Genomic DNA, 16,756 nt, shown 5'->3' with positions numbered 1-16,756 from the left:
TCGATCATGAGGTTGACCGCACTTGGCGCCCCATTTGTCGCCGCCAACTTCATGATCAACGGGGCGAGCCGAGGGCGAGCCGAGGGCGGGCGGAGGGCGGGGTCGGGGTGGGGTGGGGTTGGGTGGGGGCCGTCAGGGGAGGGGGACGGCGGGGCCGTCGCCGGCCAGGCGGAAGAACGCCTCGCCCACCGGTTCCACCAGGCCGTCGGTGACCAGGCCGGCCAGCGCTCGCGCCCGCTGCACGTCGTCGTGCCACACCTGATCCAGCCGCTGGTGCGGCACCGGGCCGGTGGACTCCCGCAGCACCGCGAGCAGCAGTCCGCGTACCTGCCGGTCGGTGCCGGCATAGCGCTGCGTCCGGCGGGTCGGTCCCTCAGGCGCGGCCTGCCCGGAGGCCCGCCAGGCGCAGCTCGACTCGACCGGGCAGATCGCGCAGCGTGGCGCGCGGGCGGTGCAGACGACGGCGCCGAGTTCCATGAACGCGGCGCTGGCGAGCGCGGCGGCGGCCGGCTCGGCCGGCAGCAGTTCCTCGGTGGCGACCAGGTCGGCCGGGCGGGTGGTGGGGCCGGCGTCGGGTTCACCGGCGATCGCCCGGCACACCACGCGCCGGACGTTGGTGTCGACCACCGGGTGCCGCTGCCCGTACGCGAACGCGGCGACCGCGCGGGCCGTGTACGTGCCGACGCCGGGTAGCGCCAGCAACTGGTCGAGCCGGTCGGGCACCACGCCGCCGTGGCGTTCCACGATCGCCACCGCGCACTCGCGCAGGCGTACCGCCCGGCGGGGGTAGCCGAGCCGTCCCCACATCCGGATCGCCTCGGCCGGGGTGTCCTCGGCGAGCGCGCGTGGTTCGGGCCAGCGGGCCAGCCACGCCTCCCAGGCGGGCACCACCCGGACCACAGGGGTCTGCTGGAGCATGACCTCGCTGACCAGGATCGCCCAGGCACCGATGCCGGGCTTGCGCCAGGGCAGGTCGCGGGCGTTGCGCTCGTACCACCGGCTGACCTGGGTGGCGAATGTGGGATCGGACATCGCGCCGCCGATCATGTCACGGCTGTCTTTCCCGCAGGTTGGGCGGGCCGGGTGGCCGGTCGCGATCGATCATGGACGACGGGGCAGAATGTCCGAATGAACGAGCTCGCGATCACCGTCATCGGCCGGGACCGGCCGGGCATCGTGGCCGACGTCGCGGAGGTCCTCGCCCGCCTCGGCGCGAACCTCACCGACTCCACGATGACCCGGCTGCGTGGACACTTCGCGATGACCCTGATCTGCGTGGGCCCGGCCGCCGCCGACGTCGAGGCCGAGCTGGCCCCGCTCGCTGCCGACGGGCACCTGCTGGCGACCGTACGCGCGGTCACGCCCGACGGCGGCAGCGAGCCCACCGGGGAGCCGTACGTGCTCGCGGTGCACGGCGCCGACCGGATGGGCATCGTCGCGGCCATGACCCGGGTGCTGACCGACGCGGGCGGGAACGTGACCGACCTGAGCACCCGGCTGACCGGTTCGCTGTACGTGGTGGTCGCCGAGGTCGAGTTGCCGCCGGGCGTGTCGGACGAGGTGGCCGGCCGGCTCACCCGCGTCGCCGCGGAGCTGGGTGTGGGGGTCAGCCTCCGCCCGGCGGACACGGATCTGCTGTGACCGGGCCGGAGTACGCGGGCCTGGGCGGCTGGACCCCGGAGAAGCTCGGCGTCCCCGGTGCGGTACGCCCGGTGGTCACCGCCCCGGAGCCGGTGCTGAGCCAACCTGGTCCGGAGGTCGACCCGACGTCTGCCGAGGTGGTGCGGCTCGCCGCCGACCTGGTGGCCACGATGCGCGTCTCGCCCGGTTGCGTGGGCCTGGCTGCGCCGCAGGTCGGGGTGAGCGCGCAGGTGTTCGCGGTGGACGTGACGGGGCATCCGAAGGCGGTCACCGTGCACGGCACGTTCGTGCTCTGCAACGCCCGCGTGGTCGAGGCGTCCCGGTGGAAGGCCGGCCGGGAGGGCTGCATGTCGGTGCCGGACCTGACCGGCGACGTGAAGCGGGCCAGCCGGCTGGTGGTCGAGGGCGCGCTTCCCGGCAGCGGCGAGCCGGTCCGGCTGGTGACCGACGGCTTCGAGGCGCGGGCGCTCCAGCACGAGATCGACCACTGCGCCGGGCTGCTCTTCCTCGACCGGGTGGCCGGCGCGCACGCGATCTACCAGCGCAAGGTCTACCTCTGACGGTGGCCGTCGGAATCCGTTGTGGACGAGCGTGGCCGTACGGCGGCGGGTCCTCGGCGCGTCGGACCGGCGAGCCGTGCGCCGCGCGGCTACGGTAGGCGCATCATGCGTCTGACGGTCGGCCCCCTGCCCCCTGCCGTGTACTGGCGGCGTCGTGCCGTCGTGCTCGGAGCGGGGCTGCTCTTCCTGATTGTCCTGTTGTATTCCTGCACCGGTACGGACCGCAACACCGGCGCGCCGGGCACCGACCCGTCGCCGAGCGGCTCCGCCGGCGCTCAGCCCGACCCGTCCGGCTCGGTGCTCACCCCGCAGTCGGGCAGTCCGTCACCGACGGCGGGTGACGCCGGTGGCGGTGGCGCGAACAACGGCGGCACCGGACCCGGCGGTACCGGCGACGGCGGCGGGAACACCGGCGGGGGCGGGAACGACGGGGGCGGCACCGGCAACGACGGCGCGACCGGTCAGCCGGTCTCCGACGACGGCACCTGCACCGACTCCGAGCTGCTGGTGACCCCGGTGGCGGTTCCTGCCACCGCCCAGCGGGGCACTGTGGTCACGCTGCGCCTCAAGGTCAAGAACGTGTCGAACCGTACGTGCAGCCGGGACGTCGGCGCCGACCTCCAGGAGCTGTACGTCAAGTCGGGCGCGGAGAAGATCTGGTCGTCGGACACCTGCGGCACCGGCAAGGGCTCGGACGTTCAGTCGTTCACGCCGAACTTCGAGCGCTCCTACGAGCTGGGCTGGAACGGCCGGCTGGACAACAAGTGCGCGAACGGGCTGGCGAGCGGTGAGTTCGCCGCGATCGGCGCGTACCAGGTCTTCGCCCGGGTCGGCACCAAGATCAGCGAGCCGGTGAAGCTGACCGTCACCGGCTGAGCGGTCGGTCAGACGTACCGTTCGAGGATGCTGGCCTCGGCGAGCCGGGACAGGCCCTCGCGGACGCCGCGGGCGCGGGCGTCGCCCACGCCCTCGACCGCCTGGAGGTCTTCCACTGTCGCGCCGAGCAGCCGCTGGAGGCTGCCGAAGTGCACCACCAGCCGGTCGACCACGGCGACCGGCAGCCGGGGCACCTTCGCCAGCAGGCGGAACCCGCGCGGGCTGACCGCGGCGTCGAGCGCGTCGGAGGCGGACGGGTAGCCGATCGCCTTCGCCACCGCCACGAGGTCGATGAGCTCGGTGGCGCTGAGCAGGTCGAGTTCGACGAGCGCCTCGTCGAGCGTGCGCGACTTGCGGCCGGTCGGCAGGTAGTCGCGGATGACGAGGGTGCGGTCGGCGTCCACGCCGGCCATCAGCTCGTCGAGCTGAAGGGCCAGCAGACGGCCGTCGGTGCCCAGCTCCACCACGTAGCCGGCGATCTCGTCGGCGATCCGCCGGACCATCTCCAGCCGCTGCACCACAGCCACCGCGTCGCGGACGGTGACCAGATCCTCGATCTCCAGCGCGGAGAGCGTGCCGGAGACCTCGTCCAGCCGCAGCTTGTAGCGCTCCAGCGTGGCGAGCGCCTGGTTGGCGCGGGACAGGATGGCCGCCGAGTCGTCCAGCACGTGCCGCTGGCCGTTGACGTAGAGGCTGATGATCCGCATCGACTGGCTGACCGAGATGACCGGATAGCCGGTCTGCCGGGCCACCCGCTCGGCGGTGCGGTGCCGGGTGCCGGACTCCTCGGTGGGGATGGACGGGTCGGGCATCAGGTGTGCGCCGGCCTGCACGATCCGGGTGCCGTCGCTGGACAGCACCACAGCGCCATCCATCTTGCACAGCTCCCGGACCCGGGTGGCAGAGAACTCCACGTCCATCGGGAAGCCGCCGGTGCAGATCTGCTCGACCACCTTGTCGTAGCCGAGCACGATCAGCGCGCCGGTGCGGCCGCGCAGGATCCGTTCCAGGCCGTCCCGCAGGGCGGTGCCCGGAGCCATCAGGGCGAGGTTGGCGCGCAGCGGATCGGCGCCGGCCCCGGTGCCGACGCTTCCGTTGACGCTCACGCTGATGGCACGAGCGGGGTTGCCGGTCACGGCGCCGGTACGGGCGTGCGGCGTCGCCGTTGCGGGCTTGGTGGCATCGCGGTCGATCGGCACGGGCACAGTCTACGGACTGCCATGCGGTGGGTGCTCTCGTGGTTACTGTGATGTGTCACGATGCCCGGCTCGGGCGGGTCGGTGCGGCCTGCGTGGCCTGCCCGGAAACGCCCACCGTGTCACTCCGCCGACGCGCGTGCGGCCGCCTGGAGGGCGGCCCGCACGTCGGTGACCTCGATCACGCGCATGTTCTCCGGCCCGGCACCGCTGCTCTCCGGCCCGCACCCGGGCGGTACGAGGGCCAGCCGGAAGCCGAGCCGGGCGGCCTCGGCCAGCCGGCGGGGTACCGCGCCGACCCGGCGGACCTCACCGGTCAGGCCCACCTCGCCGATCGCCACCAGGTGCGGGTTGAGCGCCAGGTTGAGCCCGCCGGAGGCGACAGCGAGCGCCACCGCCAGGTCGGCTGCCGGCTCCACCACCCGGATGCCGCCGACGGTGGCGGCGAAGACCTCCCGGTCGTGCAGCGTGAGCCGCTCGGTGCGGCGCTGGAGCACCGCGAGGACCATCGCGAGCCGGGCGCTGTCGAGGCCGGAGACGGTACGCCGCGGCGAGCCGGCGACGGTGGCGCCGATCAGTGCCTGCACCTCGGTCACCAGCGCCCGGCGCCCCTCCATCGCCACCGTCACGCAGGTGCCCGGCACCGGTTCGGAGTAGCGGGTCAGGAACAGGCCGGACGGGTCGGCCAGGCTGCTGATGCCGCCCTCGTGCATCTCGAAGCAGCCCACCTCGTCGGCCGCGCCGAAGCGGTTCTTCACGCCGCGCACCATGCGCAGCGAGGAGTGCTTGTCGCCCTCGAAGTGCAGCACCACGTCGACCAGGTGCTCCAGCACCCGGGGGCCGGCCACCTGGCCGTCCTTGGTGACGTGCCCGACCAGCACGGTGGCGATGCCGCGCTCCTTGGCGACCGCGACGAGGGCGGCGGTGACCGCGCGGACCTGGGTGACGCCGCCGGGCACGCCCTCGGTGCCGGTGGTCGAGATGGTCTGCACCGAGTCGAGCACCAGCAGGCCCGGCTTGACCGCGTCGAGGTGGCCGAGCACCGCCGACAGATCGCTCTCGGCGGCCAGGTAGAGCTGGTCGTGCAGGGCGCCCATCCGCTCGGCGCGCAGCCGCACCTGGCTGACCGACTCCTCGCCGCTGACCACCAGCGAAGGGCTGCCGGCCCCGGCCGCCCACTGCTGGGCCACGTCGAGCAGCAGCGTCGACTTGCCCACGCCGGGCTCACCGGCGAGCAGCACCACCGCGCCGGGGACCAGCCCGCCGCCGAGCACCCGGTCGAGCTCGCTCACGCCGGTGGGACGCGCACGGGCGGGCGCGGCGCTGATCGTGGCGATCGGCCGGGCTGGCTCGGCCGGCATCCGCGAGCTGACCACCCGGCCGGAGACCATCGGGCCGGTGACGGTGCACTCGACCACCGAGCCCCATTCGCCGCACTCGGGGCACCGGCCCACCCACTTCGGGGGCTGGTGGCCGCAGGCGTCGCACTCGTAGGCCGGTCGGGGTTCGCGGGTCGCGGCGCGACCGCGGCCGGCGCCGGCACGGGAGGGGGTCGATCGGGGCGAGGTCACCACCGGACGCTAACCGGCCCGTACGACGAAAGCCCACCCGAAACGGCGACACCGCCGGCGTGGCGCTGGCCACGGCGGCGGTGCCGACGGAAGGAGGGAGAGGTCAGTGGCCGCCCTCGGCGCCGCCGTCCTCACCGGCGTGCTCACGCGGGTTCACGATCTTCGACGGCGTGGCCTCCGCGGTCAGCGGGATGCCGATCGGCGCCGGGGTCTTGACGACCCTGCCGTCGCCGAAGTCGAAGGTCAGGTTGACCTGCTGGCCGACGAGCAGCTTCTCGTTCAGGCCGACGAGCTGGAGGAACCGCGGGTTGCCGGCGTTGAGCTGGGCGTAGCTGAGCGCCGGGATCTCGATCCGGGCCGGCTGACCGGCGGGCGCGGACTCGCTCTCGCTCGGCGACGGGCTGGCCGACGGCGACCCGGTCACCTCCAGCGACTGGCTCGGCGACGCGCTCGGGTCGGACGCGGTCGGCGAGGTGGTGACCTGCTCGGTGGGCGAACCCGTCGGGGTGGCCGCGCCGCTCTCGCCCGCGCCGGAACCGGTGAGCACGATCTCCCGCGCGCTGTCGGTCGTGACCGTCACGGTCACCGGCTTCTCGCTGTCGTTGTAGATCACCACGTTGACCGGCGCGTTCGACCCGGCCTCGTAGCCCTTCGGGCCCGGGAACTGCACGTAGAGCCCGCGCACCTTGAAGAGGTTGTCGGAGGTCTGGACGTTGACGCCCTGTACCGACGGGATCTTGTTGGCGGTCTCGGAAATCTGCCCGGCGCCGCACCCGGACAGCAGCAGGCTCGCCGCCGCCGCCGTGCCGGCCAGCAGCAGGGCCGGCCCCCGGGAACCCCTGATCGAGCGCGTCACGTCGGTCCTCCTCGTCACGATCCCCGCCCGGTCGACCACCGGGCACGGGGTGGCCATACCCGCGCAGACCGCGCTCCAGGGTAGTTGGAGCTGATCGAGGCCCGCACGCGGACCCGGCAATACCACCTCGGGAGGGACCGCTCAGACCACCCGGCCGCTCGTCACCAGCAGCACCACATCGATGAGCGCCACCACCAGCACCGCCCGGAAGGCGGTCGCCGAGCGGCCGGCGGCCGCGCGTCCCGCGTACCAGCCGACCGCCGGCACGGCCACGGCGGCGGCGACCGCCGACAGGCCGGCCCACGACGGCGGCCCGGGCGGGCCGAAGACCAGCGCGACGGTGGCCGCGAGCAGCAGCCCGGCGGCGGCCAGCCGGCTGCCCACCGGCCCGAGCCGGTGCGGCAGGCCGTGCACCCCGGTCCGGGCGTCGTCGGCCAGGTCCGGCAGCACGTTCGCGAAGTGCGCGCCGGCGCCGAGCAGCGCGGCGGCGGCCACCAGCCACGTCGGGGGCATCGGCGAGCCGGGCAGCGCCAGCACCACGAACGCGGGCAGCGCGCCGAACGAGACCGCGTAGGGCAGCACCGACACCGGCGTCGACTTCAGCGGCCGGTTGTAGAGCAGCGCGGAGACCAGGCCCAGCGTGGCGCAGGCCGCCGCGGCCGGGCCGCCGGCCAGCGCGAGCACCGGCACGGCGACGGCGGCCACCGCGGTGGCCGCGGCCAGCGCCGGCCGGGCGACCTCGCCGGTGGTCACCGGTTTGTCGGTACGCCCCACCGCGGCGTCCCGGTCGGCGTCGATGAGATCGTTGCTCCACCCGACGGCGAGCTGGCTGGCCAGCACCGTCAACGCCACCGCGGCGACACCCGCCGCGGAGTGCCCGGCACCGGCGGCGAGCAGCGCGGCGACCACTGTGACCGCCGCCGCGGGCTCCGGATGGCTCGCCCTGACCAGCCCTAACACCCGCGTCGACATAAGAGAAGTCTGGTCGTTACCGGGCAGTCGTGCCACGCTCGACGCATGCCCGACGCGTCGCCGGTGTCCACTCCGTACCGGGTGCTGCCGCCGAACGACCCCCGGCAGTACGACGACCTGGCCGGCGAGTGGTGGCGGCCGGACGGCGCGTTCGCGATGCTGCACTGGCTGGCCCGGGCCCGGGCGGCGCTGGTACCGGCGGCGTCCACGCCGGACGATCTGCTCGTCGACCTGGGCTGCGGCGCCGGGCTGCTGGCGCCGCACCTGGCCGGCAAGGGCTACCACCACGTCGGGGTGGACCTGACCCGCTCCGCGCTCGACCAGGCCGCCGCGCACGGCGTGACGGTGGTCCGGGCCGACGCCACGGCGGTGCCGCTGGCCGACGGCTGCGCGGCGGTGGTCTCCGCCGGTGAGCTGCTGGAACACGTACCGGACTGGCGGCGGGCGGTAGCCGAGGCGTGCCGGCTGCTGCGCCCGGGTGGCCTGCTGGTGCTGGACACGCTCAACGACACGTTGCTGGCGCGGCTCGTCGCCGTGGAACTGGGCGAACGGCTGCCCACGGTGCCGCGCGGCATCCACGATCCGCGGTTGTTCGTCGACGCCCGCGCACTGGTCGCCGAGTGCGCCCGGCACGGCGTGTCGCTGACGGTGCGCGGGGTCCGCCCGCAGTTGGGCGGCACGCTTGCCTGGCTGCTGCGCCGTATGCGCGGCGGCGCCGACCGTCCGGGCAGGACCGAACCGCGCATCGTGCCGACCCGGTCGACAGCGGTGCTGTACCAGGGCTGGGGGCGCCGGGGCGGGTAGCCGGGGCCGCCCGGGGTAAAGGACGCCGAGAAGGGGGCGACATGACTGTGCACGCGCTGGAGGCGGCCCGCCGGTTGGCGCCGCGACTGGCCGCCCGCGCGGCCGAGCACGACCGCGACGGCTCGTTCCCCGTGGACGACTTCGCGGACCTGCGGGAAGCAGGGCTGTTCGGCCTGATGGTGCCCCCCGAGTTGGGCGGTACGGGCGCGAGCTTCGCCGAGTACGCCGCCGTCGCCACCGAACTGGCCCGGGGCAACGGCGCCACAGCGCTGGTGTTCAACATGCACGCCTCGGTCACCGGGGCGCTGGGCGCGGTCACCGAGGAACTGGCCGAGGCGCTCGGCGTACCGGACGAGGCCCTGGCGGCGCGGGACCGGCTGCTGCGCGCGGCGGCGGACGGCGCCTGGTACGCGGTGGCGATGAGCGAACGCGGCGCCGGCGCCCGGTTGTCGCAGCTCAGCACCGTCTACGAGCCGGTCGGCGGCGGCTGGCACATCAAGGGCAGCAAGACGTTCTGTTCCGGCGCCGGGCACCCGGACGGCTACCTGGTGGCCGCCCGCAGCGCCGCCGACCAGTCCGTGGTGTCGCAGTTCCTGATCCCGGCCGGGGACGGGATCACCGTCGAGCCCACCTGGGACTCGCTCGGCATGCGGGCCACCTCCTCGCACGACGTGCACCTGGACGTGACGGTCCCGGCCGACCGGCTGCTCGGCGGCGTCGAAGGGCTGGCCCTGGTCGTCGCCCAGCTCATGCCGCACTGGCTGGTGGCGAGCTACGCGGCGGTCTACGTCGGCGTGGCCCGGGCCGCCGTCGACGCGGCGGCCGAGCACCTCAACGCCCGCAACCTCGCCGGGCTGCCCGCGGTGCGGGCCCGCCTGGGCCGGGCCGACGCGGCCACCGCCGCCGCCGAACTGGTGGTCGCCGAGGCGGCCCGCCGGGTCGACGAGGCGCCCGGCGACGCCGAGACGAACCGCTGGGTGTGGCGGGCCAAGCTGCTCGCCGGCACCACCGCCGCCGAGGTCGCGGCCTCCATGCTGGAGGCGGCTGGTACGTCGGCGACCCGGCGCGGGCATCCGCTGGAGCGGCTCTACCGGGACGCCCGCTGCGGCTCGCTGCATCCGGCCACGTCCGACGTGTGCGCCGACTGGCTCGGCATCGCCGCGCTGGGCGGCGACCCGGACCGGGACAGCGCGCTCCCTCGTTGGTGAAGCGCGAGGAGCGAGCCGGTTTTGCGAGCCCCGCAGTCGCGAACGAAAGGCTGCCGGGTGACCAGGGTTGGTGCGAGAGATGAGGGAGGGGTGGGGGACGTGGGCATGCCGGTGATAGCGGGTCTGGGTACGGCGCAACCGCCGGCCGCGATGCAGGACGAACTGTGGACGGGCTTCTTCGCGAAGCACTTCCAGGGGAACACCAGGGCGCTGGCCGAGCGGATCTTCGCGAACTCGGGCGTCACCCGGCGGCAGGCGGCGGTCAACCCGCTGCTGGAGGACGTCTCGGAGTGGCCGACCGAGCGCCGGATGCGCCGCTACCAGGTCGAGGCGCTGCCGCTGGGCAAGGAGGCGGTCAGCCGGGCACTCACCGCCGCCGGCCTGGACGCCTCCGACATCGGGCTGTTCATCGTCTGCTCCTGCACCGGGTACGCCACCCCGGGGCTGGACATCCTGCTCGCCCGGGACCTGGGCATGTCCCCGAGCACCCAGCGCATGTTCGTCGGGCACATGGGCTGCTACGCGGCCCTGCCCGGGCTGGGCGCGGCGAGCGACTTCGTCACCGCCCGCGGGCGGCCCGCGCTGCTGCTCTGTGCGGAGCTGACCAGCCTGCACATCCAGCCGCCGGGTGCCCGGGTGGACACCCAGCAGATCGTCTCCCACGCGCTGTTCTCGGACGCCGCGGTCGCCGCCGTGGTCGTCCCCGGCGGCCGGGGGTACGCGCTGCGCGAGGTCACCTCGGTCACCGACACCTCCACCGCCGACCACATGACCTGGGACGTCACCGACACCGGTTTCCGGATGGGGCTGTCGCCGAAGGTGCCGCAGGTCCTGTCCCGGCACGTGCAAAACCTGGTCGACGACCTGCTGGCGCGGCACGGGTGCGAGCGCTCCGACGTGGACGGCTGGGCGGTGCACCCGGGCGGGCCGCGGATCCTCAACGTGGTGGAGCGTGAGCTGGCCCTGCCGCCGGACGGGCTCGCCGCGTCCCGGGGGACGCTCGCCGAGCACGGCAACTGCTCGTCCCCGACCGTGCTGCTGATCCTGGACCGGCTGTGGCGTACGGAGCCGTCGCCGCCGCGCTGGGTGGTGATGCTCGCGTTCGGACCGGGCCTGACGCTCTACGCGGTGCTGCTGGAACGGGTGGGCTGACGGCTCGCCCCGCCCGGGCCGCGCGGATACGCTGCCGTCATGGCCTCCGACGAGCGGGACGGGCGGGTACCGCTGACCGTCCTGACCGTTCTGGCACTGGCGGCCGGCGCGGCCTGGTGGCGGGCGGCGGCACCGGAGCCGGGTGCGGCCACTGCCGTGCCGGCGCCGCCCGCGAGCGCCGAACCCACCGCCCGCACCTGGCGGGTCGACCCGTCGACAGGTGACGCCTGGCCGGCACGACCGGGGCGCGACCCGACGCCCAGGGCACTCCGTGGGCCGGCCACGGCACCGGACCGGTCGGTGGTGCTCCGGGTCGAGGAGGACGGCACCTCGCATGTGCTCCAGGTGTCGCACGTGGTGTGGCGGGAGACGTCCGGCCTGACGCCGGACGGGCCCCCCGTCGTGCGGCAGGTGAACCCCTCGCGGGGCGACGACTACCGGCTGACGGTGAGCTGCTCCGGGGACGGGGCGGTCGCCGTGCAGCTCTCCGGTACCGGGTCCGGTGACGCGCGTCGGTTCCTCCGGTGCGGCGGGCGGCTGGAGCTGCCCTTGCTGGGCGGCACCGGCGCGCCGGTGCTGGTGCGGTTCACCGGCGTACGCGGCCGGGCCGAACTGGACGCCCGGCTCGAAGCGCTCTACTGACCGCCGTCGCGCCGGCCCTCAGCCGCCCAGCCGGGCCAGGTCGGCGCCGTAGTCCGACAGCGGGCCCAGCTCCGGCACCACCCGGACCAGCGAGCCCTGCCGGTCCACGAGCAGCGCGGCGGCGGTGCCGGGATGAGCGGACAGGTGCAGGTAGGAGCGCAGGCCGCCGGCCGGGTCGCCGAGCGGGCGTACCCCGGGGACGCTCGCGGGTCCGGCGCTGCGGCCCTCGGTCACGGTGACCACCGTGACGCCGGGCGGCGCGGCGCGCGCCGCGGTGCCGACCTGCTCGGCGCAGGCGCAGGCGTCGACCAGGATGATCATGGCGGGCAGCAGGCTGCGCAGCGGTACCGGTGTGTCGTCGGCGCCGACCAGGTCCAGCGCGGGCAGTGGGCCGACCGGTTGCGGCGCGGTGGTGGAGCGGGGGAGCACCGTCGGCGCGCCGGACCGCGTGGTGGTACGCGGCCAGGTGACGGCGGCCAGCCCGGCGAGTGTGACGAGCACCGACACGAGCAGGATCAGCACCGGCAGCCCGAGGCGGGCCGGAACGGTACGCCGGCCGGAGCCCTGCCGCGCGCGGCGCAGCTCCCGGCGGACCTGCCGGGCCTCGTCGGCGAGCGCCGAGGCGTCGTCCGGGACGACCACCCGGCCCCACTCCGGAGGCAGGCCGGGCAGCCCGTCCGGCGGCCCCTGGCCGTCAGCGTCAGGCACGCCCATCGGACCCCCAGGAACGTCTCGGTGAGCGGACGTCACGTCCCTCACCAGCGTCCCGCACCGACCGCCGTAACGCCACACCTGGGCGCGGACGGAGTTGCGGAGCTACCATGGAAGGAGCGCATTGCCCTAGATCTGGACGCTCCCGTCACCCCTTACCGGGTTGTCACGTGTTCCTCACGGAGCGTGTCGAAAGCATCGGTTTGACCGCCTGTCAAGCTGAAGAAATACCTCTCACAGGGCCCCTGAGCTGCGCCAACGATCAGGACAGCGGTGAGACATCGGTGCCTGAGCGTGTTACCCTAGACACAGCGAAAGGGGTTTCGAACCTATGGTTTTCAGTGTCGGCGAGACCGTTGTTTACCCCCACCACGGGGCCGCACTCATCGAGGCAATCGAGACTCGGGTCATCAAGGGCGAGCCCAGGGAATACCTCGTCCTGAGGGTCGCACAGGGTGACCTGACGGTCCGGGTGCCCGCCGAGAACGCCGAGATCGTGGGTGTGCGCGAGGTGGTCGGCGAAGAGGGCCTGGGCAAGGTCTTCGACGTGCTCCGTGCACCGCACACCGAGGAGCCGACCAACTGGTCGCGGCGTTACAAGGCGAATCTGGAGAAGCTGGCCTCCGGAAACCCGCTGAAGGTGGCCGAGGTCGTCCGCGACCTGTGGCGCCGGGAGCGGGAGCGGGGCCTGTCGGCGGGCGAGAAGCGGATGCTCGCCAAGGCTCGTGACATCCTCGTCGGCGAGGTCGCGCTGGCGGAGAAGAGCACCAAGGACGAGGCCGAGACGCTGCTCGACAAGGTGCTGACCGAGGCCTGATCCACGCCTCTGCCTCTACCCACCCCGCAGCGAACGAATCCGAGGACCGCGACGTGACCGCGCAGCTCAATCCGCGCGGTGACGTCGCGGTCCTCGTTCCTGCGGCAGGTGCCGGGGTACGCCTCGGACCCGGCGCCCCGAAGGCACTCCGGCTGCTCGCCGGTGAGCCGCTGCTGGTGCACGCGGTCCGCCGGATCGCCGCCGCACCCTCCGTGCACACGATCGTGGTGGCCGCACCGGCGACCGAGGTCGAGGCGGTACGCGCGATGCTCGCCCCCGTGGCCCCGGTGACTGTGGTGCCCGGTGGCGCCGAACGCCAGGAGTCGGTGGCGGCGGCCCTCGCCGCGGTTCCCGCCGGTCCGGAGATCGTCCTCGTGCACGACGCGGCCCGTGCACTCACCCCGCCCCACCTGGTCGAGTCGGTGGCCGCGGCGGTCCGCGACGGGCACGACGCGGTGATCCCGGTACTGCCGGTGGTCGACACGATCAAGGAGGTCGACGCGACCGAGCGGGTGCTCGGGACCGTCGACAGGTCCGCGTTGCGGGCGGTGCAGACGCCGCAGGGCTTCCGCCGGTCGGTGCTGACCGCGGCCCACCGGTCGCCGGGTGACGCGCTGACCGACGACGCCGGCCTGGTCGAGAAGCAGGGGATCCCGGTGACCTGCGTGCCCGGCTCCGAGCTGGCCCTGAAGATCACCCGCCCGTTCGACATGGCCCTGGCCGAACACCTCCTGACCACAGGCGCCTGACGCCGCCCGCCCGCGGTCCCGTTCGCGGCTTCGAGATCTTGGTACGAACTGGCCCCCATAGGGGCCGTTTCCTACCAAGATTTACTCGTATCCCGGGTTCTGGAATGTGGATCCCACTTTTCGGTCGATGGTTGACCGGTGCGCTGGGGCGCGTCCGTGTTCGAGAGCTGGGCGGCGTCGGGCAGAGCGACGCTCCACTCGTACAGCCCACAGGCTTGCTTCATGGCCACGGCGGTAGCCAGCTGGAGACGTGCGATCTTCTGCCGCGCCGACCGTAAGAAGGAGCCCCAGGCGCTTGCACGAGGCAGAGGCGACACCGGGGCGTACGGCAACCGAAGCCAACCACAGCCCGGGCCGCGGTCAAGGCGCGACGCGTACCCTCTGGTCATGATCGTTCCTCGGGTGGCTGTCGGCACCGACGTGCACGCGTTCGCGGCCGGGCGGCCCTGCTGGGTCGCGGGTCTGCACTGGCCGGACCAGGACGGCCTGGCCGGGCACTCCGACGCCGACGTGGCGGCGCACGCCGCCTGCAACGCCCTGCTCTCCGCCGCCGGGCTCGGTGACCTGGGCGCGAACTTCGGCGTGGACCAGCCGGAATGGGCCGGCGCGTCCGGGGTGGCGCTGCTGACCGAGAGCGCGCGCCGGGTACGGACGGCGGGCTTCCAGATCGGCAACGTGTCGGTGCAGGTCGTCGGCAACCGTCCCAAGATCGGGCCGCGCCGGGAGGAGGCGCAGCGGGTGCTCTCCGAGGCGGTGGGCGCGCCGGTGACCGTCTCCGCGGCCACCACCGACGGGCTGGGCTTCACCGGGCGCGGGGAGGGGCTGGCCGGGATCGCGGTGGCCCTGGTCTACGAGGCTCCGGCCGGCTGACGCGGTGACCGGGGACGCCGGTCACCGCGTCCACCCGATCAGTCGACGTCGGTGCAGACGTTGTGGGTGGTGCCGTGGAGCATCGTGATGGTCTTGTCGTAGGTGGGGGAGAACTCCACCCGGAACCGGCCGTCGACGATCCACAGCCCCTTCGGCAGCGTGCCGGCGTTCTCCCGGAAGCCGAGCAGCACCGGCCCGGTCACGTACCAGGTCATCGAGCCGTCGGTGCGGTAGGCGACGAGGGCGGTGCCGCTCGCGTCCGCCGTCGAGGTGGCGCCGGTCTCCAGGTTCGTCACCCGGTTGAGCAGAGCGCCGGTGAACAACTCCCGCTTCGGCGCGCCGTCCGGGTAGGTCTCGATCGTCAGCTTCCGCACCTCGTCCACGATCGGCTCGACCCGTACCGCGAACTCGCATCGCGCGCCGGCGGGCATCTCGAACGGCGCCTGGGGCGCCGGCTCCCAGGCACCCGGGGCGGGATGCCGCCCCGGCGCGGCGGACGCCGACCCCGGTAGGGCCGCGACCACCGCCACCGCGACGCTCGCCACCGCGATACTCATCCTGAACCGCATGTTCCACTCCATCCCTCGCTGGTCCGGGCGGCGAGCATCGCCGGGCCCGCTCACCACCGGCTCACCGCGTCGAGCGGCGGGCGTCGCGCGGGCGGACCCGGCCGGCCGGGTTCCTCACCATGCGATCACCGCCGGGCGACAACCCCGGGCCGGTACCGGGTCGTCCTGTTCGGTATGGAGTTCCGCCTGCTCGGGCCGTTCGAGGCCCGCCACGACGGCCGGCCGGTCGAGGTCGGCAGCCGGCGCCAGGAGCGTTGCCTGCTCGGGGTGCTGCTGCTCGACGTGGGCCGGGTGGTGCCGACCGACCGCCTCATCGACCTGCTCTGGAACGGCCGGCCGCCGCCCACGGCCCGCAGCGCGGTGCAGACGTACATCGGGCGGCTGCGGGGCTCGCTCAACCCGTACGGGGTGCGGATCAGTACCCGGGGTGAGGGCTACGTGGTGGAGGAGGACGGGCACCGGGTCGACGTCGACGAGTTCGCCGACCTGGTACGGGCGGCCGGGCGGACCGCCGATCCCGCCGAGCGGGTGCGGTCGCTCGACCGGGCGCTCGCCCTGTGGCGCGGGCCGTTGCTCGACGACGCGGCGGACGACGAGCTGCGGGACCGGCTGCACGGCACGGTCGAGGAACTTCGCCTCGTCGCCGTGGAACTACGGGCCGAGGCGCAGCTCGCGCTGGGCCGGCACACAGGGGCCATCGCCGACCTGATGCCGCTGGCCGCCCAGCACCCGACGCGGGAACACCTCGTGGCGGTCCTGATGACCGCCCTGTACCGGGGCGACCGGCGGGCCGACGCGCTGCGCCTCTACCGCGCCACCCGGGACCTGCTCGCGGCCGACTTCGGCGTCGAGCCGGGGCCCCGGCTCCGGGAGGTGCAGCGCCGGGTGCTCGCGGGCGACGACCGGCTGGACCGGGCCGCCCGGCCGATGCACGAGATCCGGGTCGGCGACGAGAGCCTGCCGTGGAGCGTGGGCGGCCACCCGGCCCTGGACTTCTGCAACACGCTCGCCGGGTGGGGGCACGAGCCGCCGTTGCCCGGCGCCGAGTGGCTGCGCGGCTACCGCACCCTCGCCGTCTGGGCCGGCCATGTCGGGCTGGTGGACGAGGTTTCGACGAACCGCCTGCTGCACCTCGCGCGCCGTGACCCGGCAGCGGCGGAGGCGGTGCTCGACGAGGCCCGGACGCTCCGCGCCGCGCTCTACGCCGGCCTGGTCGACCCGGACGACGGCCCGGCCTTCGAGACCGTCGCGCGGGCCGCCGAGGCCGCCGCTCGTACGCTCGTCTTCCGGCGCGAGGCGGACGGACGCGGCAGGTGGTGGCCGGACCTGGCGGCCGGGCTGCGGCTGCCGGTGCACGCCGCCGCGTTCAGCGGCGCGCAGCTGCTCGCCGATCCGGCCCGGTTCACGGTGCGGGTCTGCCCGGACCGGCGGTGCGGGTGGCTGTTCCTGGACGAGAGCGGACTGCGCCGGTGGTGCAGCCTGGGGACGTGCGGCGGCCGGGCGGGCGCGTCCTGCCGGAGTGCCTGACGCCGGGCACCCTCGGCGCGCGGTGGGGCCGGGCG

18 protein-coding genes are annotated in these 16,756 nt (G+C 74.3%); 11 read left to right on the top strand and 7 right to left on the bottom strand.

Going from position 1 to position 16,756, the window contains the following annotated elements; all coding sequences use genetic code 11:
• Positions 1-132: 132 nt before the first annotated feature.
• Positions 133-1,032, bottom strand: a complete 900-nt coding sequence (locus SM452_RS04305) for an HhH-GPD family protein (protein ID WP_262013386.1) — start codon at positions 1,030-1,032, stop codon at positions 133-135.
• Positions 1,033-1,128: 96 nt separating this feature from the next.
• Here SM452_RS04305 and SM452_RS04300 point away from each other — a divergent pair, with 96 nt between their 5' ends.
• The 3 genes from SM452_RS04300 (at position 1,129) to SM452_RS04290 (ending at position 3,077) form a co-directional block, all read left to right on the top strand.
• Complete coding sequence (locus SM452_RS04300) at positions 1,129-1,641, top strand: glycine cleavage system transcriptional repressor (RefSeq protein WP_262013385.1); 513 nt, start codon at positions 1,129-1,131, stop codon at positions 1,639-1,641.
• A complete protein-coding gene (locus tag SM452_RS04295) occupies positions 1,638-2,201 on the top strand; it encodes a peptide deformylase (protein ID WP_269703668.1) in 564 nt (187 codons plus the stop codon). The genes SM452_RS04300 and SM452_RS04295 overlap by 4 nt, the downstream gene beginning before the upstream one ends.
• Before the next feature lie 105 nt (positions 2,202-2,306).
• Positions 2,307-3,077, top strand: a complete 771-nt coding sequence (locus SM452_RS04290) for a hypothetical protein (RefSeq protein WP_463839327.1) — start codon at positions 2,307-2,309, stop codon at positions 3,075-3,077.
• Between the two features lie 8 nt (positions 3,078-3,085).
• Here the strand turns inward: SM452_RS04290 and disA are convergent, their stop codons facing one another.
• From disA to SM452_RS04270, 4 genes are all read right to left on the bottom strand, one after another.
• Positions 3,086-4,276, bottom strand: coding sequence for a DNA integrity scanning diadenylate cyclase DisA (disA, locus tag SM452_RS04285; RefSeq protein WP_262013383.1), 1,191 nt, complete (start codon positions 4,274-4,276; stop codon positions 3,086-3,088).
• 119 nt (positions 4,277-4,395) lie between these two features.
• Positions 4,396-5,847, bottom strand: coding sequence for a DNA repair protein RadA (radA, locus tag SM452_RS04280; RefSeq protein ID WP_436798928.1), 1,452 nt, complete (start codon positions 5,845-5,847; stop codon positions 4,396-4,398).
• A 100-nt stretch (positions 5,848-5,947) separates the two neighbouring features.
• Positions 5,948-6,700, bottom strand: coding sequence for a hypothetical protein (locus tag SM452_RS04275; protein ID WP_463839326.1), 753 nt, complete (start codon positions 6,698-6,700; stop codon positions 5,948-5,950).
• 141 nt (positions 6,701-6,841) lie between these two features.
• Positions 6,842-7,672 (bottom strand): UbiA family prenyltransferase, encoded by an 831-nt coding sequence (locus SM452_RS04270; protein WP_463839325.1) that lies wholly within the window; start codon positions 7,670-7,672, stop codon positions 6,842-6,844.
• Positions 7,673-7,717: 45 nt separating this feature from the next.
• Between SM452_RS04270 and SM452_RS04265 the strand changes: the two genes are divergently transcribed.
• The 4 genes from SM452_RS04265 to SM452_RS04250 all read left to right on the top strand — a co-directional run bounded on the left by SM452_RS04265 (position 7,718) and on the right by SM452_RS04250 (position 11,478).
• Positions 7,718-8,476, top strand: a complete 759-nt coding sequence (locus tag SM452_RS04265; protein ID WP_262013379.1) for a methyltransferase domain-containing protein — start codon at positions 7,718-7,720, stop codon at positions 8,474-8,476.
• Positions 8,477-8,517: 41 nt separating this feature from the next.
• Positions 8,518-9,684: an acyl-CoA dehydrogenase family protein gene (locus tag SM452_RS04260; protein WP_262013378.1), complete on the top strand. Its 1,167-nt coding sequence runs from the start codon at positions 8,518-8,520 to the stop codon at positions 9,682-9,684.
• A 99-nt stretch (positions 9,685-9,783) separates the two neighbouring features.
• Entirely contained in the window at positions 9,784-10,836 is a 1,053-nt protein-coding gene (locus SM452_RS04255) for a type III polyketide synthase (protein WP_463839324.1), read from the top strand.
• Between the two features lie 39 nt (positions 10,837-10,875).
• Complete coding sequence (locus SM452_RS04250) at positions 10,876-11,478, top strand: hypothetical protein (protein WP_402813681.1); 603 nt, start codon at positions 10,876-10,878, stop codon at positions 11,476-11,478.
• 18 nt (positions 11,479-11,496) lie between these two features.
• On the opposite strand, the gene SM452_RS04245 is transcribed toward SM452_RS04250, so the two are convergent.
• Entirely contained in the window at positions 11,497-12,192 is a 696-nt protein-coding gene (locus SM452_RS04245; protein ID WP_357209514.1) for a hypothetical protein, read from the bottom strand.
• 328 nt (positions 12,193-12,520) lie between these two features.
• Between SM452_RS04245 and SM452_RS04240 the strand changes: the two genes are divergently transcribed.
• From SM452_RS04240 to ispF, 3 genes are all read left to right on the top strand, one after another.
• Positions 12,521-13,006: a CarD family transcriptional regulator gene (locus tag SM452_RS04240; RefSeq protein ID WP_013288937.1), complete on the top strand. Its 486-nt coding sequence runs from the start codon at positions 12,521-12,523 to the stop codon at positions 13,004-13,006.
• Positions 13,007-13,059: 53 nt separating this feature from the next.
• Positions 13,060-13,755, top strand: coding sequence for a 2-C-methyl-D-erythritol 4-phosphate cytidylyltransferase (gene ispD / locus SM452_RS04235; RefSeq protein WP_355513269.1), 696 nt, complete (start codon positions 13,060-13,062; stop codon positions 13,753-13,755).
• Between the two features lie 387 nt (positions 13,756-14,142).
• A complete protein-coding gene (gene ispF, locus SM452_RS04230) occupies positions 14,143-14,625 on the top strand; it encodes a 2-C-methyl-D-erythritol 2,4-cyclodiphosphate synthase (protein WP_262013373.1) in 483 nt (160 codons plus the stop codon).
• 38 nt (positions 14,626-14,663) lie between these two features.
• On the opposite strand, the gene SM452_RS04225 is transcribed toward ispF, so the two are convergent.
• Entirely contained in the window at positions 14,664-15,194 is a 531-nt protein-coding gene (locus SM452_RS04225) for a hypothetical protein (RefSeq protein ID WP_463839323.1), read from the bottom strand.
• A gap of 174 nt (positions 15,195-15,368) precedes the next feature.
• Between SM452_RS04225 and SM452_RS04220 the strand changes: the two genes are divergently transcribed.
• Positions 15,369-16,721: a BTAD domain-containing putative transcriptional regulator gene (locus SM452_RS04220; RefSeq protein WP_262013371.1), complete on the top strand. Its 1,353-nt coding sequence runs from the start codon at positions 15,369-15,371 to the stop codon at positions 16,719-16,721.
• Positions 16,722-16,756 lie beyond the last annotated feature (35 nt).

Source organism: Micromonospora sp. SYSU B005, from assembly GCF_055362685.1.
This window is presented reverse-complemented; position numbering and strand designations above follow the sequence as displayed.